The following is a 3,820-nucleotide window of genomic DNA, read 5'->3' as shown; positions in this document are numbered from 1 at the left end:
GGCCGTAGAGATGGGTGACGGCGAAGCCGGCATCGGCCATGCCGGAAAGCACCGCCTCGGGCGGCGGCGCGGCGGCCGTGTTGAAGGTGACGGTCTGGGCAAACTGGCGCTTGTCCTCGTCTTTCGCGTTGATCAGCACCGACATGACGATCGGCGCGCCGCAAAGATGGGTAACGCGATGGTCGGCGATGGCGTCATAGATCGGCTTTGCCCGTACCCAGCGGAGGCAGACATGGGTGCCGGCTTGCACGGCGAGCGTCCAGGGAAAGCACCAGCCGTTGCAGTGGAACATCGGCAGCGTCCAAAGATAAACGGCGTGCTTGGCCATGCCCGCATGGATGGTGTTGGTGTAGGCCATCAGGGCGGCGCCGCGATGGTGGTAGACGACGCCCTTTGGATTGCCGGTCGTGCCGGAAGTATAGTTGAGCGAGATGGCGTCCCATTCGTCGTCGGGCATCGACCATGCAAAAGCCTCGTCGCCGCCGGCGACGAAGTCCTCATAGTCGAGCGAGCCGATCCGCTCGCCCTTCGGATAGGGCGCATCGGCGGCGTAGTCGGGGTCGTCATAGTCGATGACCAATGGCTTGGCCTTGGCCGATGCCAGCGCATCCCTGACCACGCCCGAGAACTCGCGGTCGACGATCAGCACCTTGGTGTCGGCATGGTCGAGCTGAAAGGCGATGACGGCGGCATCGAGGCGGGTGTTCAGCGAATGCAGCACCGCCTTCACCATCGGCACGCCGAAATGCGCCTCCAGCATCGGCGGCGTGTTCGACAGCATCACCGTTACCGTATCCCCCTTGCCGATGCCGTGCCTCGACAGCGCCGAGGCGAGCTTCAGCGACCGCCGCCAGAAATCGCGATAAGAGATGCGCTGGCTGCCGTGGATGATGGCGACATGGTCGGGATAGGTCTTGGCCGCCCGCTCAAGGTAGATGAGCGGCGTCAGCGGCTGGTGATTGGCGGCGTTCCGATCGAGATCCTGTTCGTAGGGATTGGCCATCCCATCCTCCCCAAAAGTCTTTTCGAGCTTTCTAACCGCAGGCCCGCGATCATGCCATCCCCCTGAACGACCGGGGAATGCTGTGACATGAGCGCTCGGTAGAATGGCTGCCCCGATCATGCCGCGCCGGAGGACGAATAACCCAGGCGGCTGGATTTGACTTTTGTCGAGAGCCGTGACTAATGTCAGCCGAGGAGGCGGCATGGCGATCCGACCGGCAGAACAGCTCATCCACAAGGCCGCCTGGCTTTACTATGCGCATGGTCTTCGCCAGGACGAAGTGGCGAACCAGCTCAAGATTTCGCGGGCATCGGTCGCCATGTATCTTCGCAAGGCGCGCGAGACCGGCATCGTCAACATCTCGACCTCGACGCAGCTTTTCACCGACGATGTCATTGCGCGCAGGCTGGAGGACGCCTTCAAGCTCGATGCCGTCTGGATCGCGCCGGAAAACGCCTATGTCGCCGACCCGTCGACCGACATCGCCGTCCTGGCGGCGAGCGTCTTCCTGGAACTGGTGAGTAAGGGCGACCGCATCGGCGTCGCCTGGGGCCGCACGGTCTACACCATCGCCGACATCATGTCCTATGCCGATCTGCAGGACGTCACCGTGGTGCAGCTCTGCGGCAATCTCGGCGCGCCCTATTCCTACCGACCCGATCAGTGCACGATGGAGATCGCGCGGCGGCTGAACGCCAAGGGTCTGAATTTTTACGCGCCGCTGGTGCTGTCCACGGAAGAATTGGCAGAGGGCCTGCGCGCCGAGCCGGTGATCCGCGACCAGCTTGCCGGCATCGGCGACTGCGATCTCGCGCTCTATTCCGTCGGCGCCGTGGACGCCGACAGCCATCTGGTCAAATGCGGCGCGCTGACGCCGGCCGAAATGGCCGCGCTCCGCAAGGAAGGCGCGGCCGGCGTCATCGCCGGACAGATCATCGATGCAAGCGGCGAGGCGCTCGACTGTAGCTACAACCGGCGGGTCATTTCCGCCGAGCTCGCCTCGCTGCGCGCCATCGGGAAGCGGCTGATGGTGGTGCAGGAGGACAGCAAGTTCGAGCCGCTGCTGGCCGCAATCGCCGGCGGCCTCTGCACGCATCTGGTGGTCGGCGCACATATGGCGGGGCGCCTCCTCGATCACGCCGGCGCGGTCAGCAAAAAGGCCTCGTAGGAAACCACCCTCGCCGCGTCTGTCATCAAGACGTCGCGGCTTCCTGTTCATGAGCAGACAAAATACGGAATCGGACGGAACGACATGAAGAACCTTTGGAACGACGCTGACGCGGAAAAGATGGTTGCCGACTACGCCAAGCAGGGCGTCCGCCGCGACCTTGCGCTGCGCGTCTACACGACCCGCCTGCTCGGCGGAGAGCCGCGGCTGGTGCTGCATGGCGGCGGCAATACTTCCTGCAAGACCAAGGCCACCGATCTGGTCGGTGACGAATGGGACGTGCTTTGCGTCAAGGGCAGCGGCTGGGACATGGCCGTCATCGAGCCGCAAGGCTTGCCGGCGGTGAAGATGGGCGCGCTGCTCAAGGCGCGCGCGCTGGACACGCTCTCCGACGAGGACATGGTGGCGCTGCAGCGTTCCAATCTCATCGACCCCGCCTCGCCGAATCCATCGGTCGAGACACTCCTGCACGCCTTTCTGCCGCTTAAATTCGTCGACCATACGCATTCAACCGCGATCCTTGCCATCGTCGACCAGGAGAACAGCAAGGCGCTGGTGAAGACGGTGTTCGGCGACAAAATGGGCTACGTGCCCTACATCAAACCGGGCTTCGAGCTCGCCAAGGTCGCGGCGGACGTTTTTGACGCCGACCCCAGCGTCGAAGGCCTGATCCTCGACAAGCACGGCATCTTCACCTTCGGCGACGATGCCAAGCAGGCCTATGACCGCATGATCCACTATGTGACCATCGCCGAGGACTATATCGCCAAGAACGGCAAGCCGCAGGCGACCAAGGCGGCGCTGCCGGTAAAGCTCGCCAAGGCGAGCGACATCGCGCCGACTCTGCGCGGCGCTGTCGCAGTGGCGCGCGGCGAAGGCCGCTTCGACCGCATGATCAGCGATTTCCGCACCTCGGATGCGATCGTCGATTTCATCAATTCGGCCAGGATCGCCGAGCTGGCCGGACGCGGCGTGTCGACGCCCGATCTTTCGATCCGCATCAAGACCGGACCGATGGCGGTCCCGGCTCCCGACGCCGACAAGCTCGGCGACTACAAGGCCGCCGTCCGCAGCCATGTCGAGGCTTTCGCCAAGGACTACCGCGCCTATTTCGAGACCAACGACGCGCTGGATGACGTCAAGCGCACCATGCTCGACCCGATGCCGCGGCTGACATTGGTGCCGGGCCTCGGCATGTTCGGCCACGGCCGCACGCTGAAGGACGCGAAAATCGCCTCCGATGTCGGCGAGATGTGGATCGAGGCGGTGCGCGGCGCGGAAGCCATCGGCAACTTCCAGCCGCTCTCCAAGGCCGACCTCTTCCCGCTCGAATACTGGTCATTGGAGCAGGCCAAGCTCGCCTCGAACAAGCCGAAGCCGCTGACCGGCCAGGTGGCGTTGATCACCGGCGGCGCCGGGGCGATCGGCGCCGCGACGGCGAAGCTGTTCGCCGCAAACGGTGCGCATGCGGTCATCGTCGATCTCGATCCGGCCAAGGCCGCGGAAGCGGCAAAGGCGGCGGGTAACAATTCGATCGGGGTCGGCGCCGACATCACCAGCCCGGCCGAGGTGCGCGCCGCCTTCGACAAGGCGGTCGCGGTCTATGGCGGCGTCGACATCCTGGTCTCGAATGCAGGCGCGGCCTGGGA

General features: G+C 64.5%; 3 protein-coding genes. 2 read left to right on the top strand and 1 reads right to left on the bottom strand.

The annotated features are described in order from the left end of the window. Positions 1 to 1,003: AMP-binding protein (locus EOA60_RS22935; protein WP_164899475.1), on the bottom strand; the 1,003-nt coding region annotated here is incomplete at its 3' end. A gap of 202 nt (positions 1,004 to 1,205) precedes the next feature. Between EOA60_RS22935 and EOA60_RS22930 the strand changes: the two genes are divergently transcribed. After that, complete coding sequence (locus EOA60_RS22930; protein WP_095823869.1) at positions 1,206 to 2,171, top strand: sugar-binding transcriptional regulator; 966 nt, start codon at positions 1,206 to 1,208, stop codon at positions 2,169 to 2,171. Positions 2,172 to 2,255: 84 nt separating this feature from the next. Beyond that, positions 2,256 to 3,820, top strand: a 1,565-nt coding sequence (locus EOA60_RS22925) for a bifunctional aldolase/short-chain dehydrogenase (protein ID WP_128311940.1), incomplete at its 3' end; no start/stop codon positions are given.

This window comes from Mesorhizobium sp. M1A.F.Ca.IN.020.06.1.1 (assembly GCF_004023265.1).
Classification (GTDB): Bacteria; Pseudomonadota; Alphaproteobacteria; order Rhizobiales; family Rhizobiaceae; genus Mesorhizobium.
This window is presented reverse-complemented; position numbering and strand designations above follow the sequence as displayed.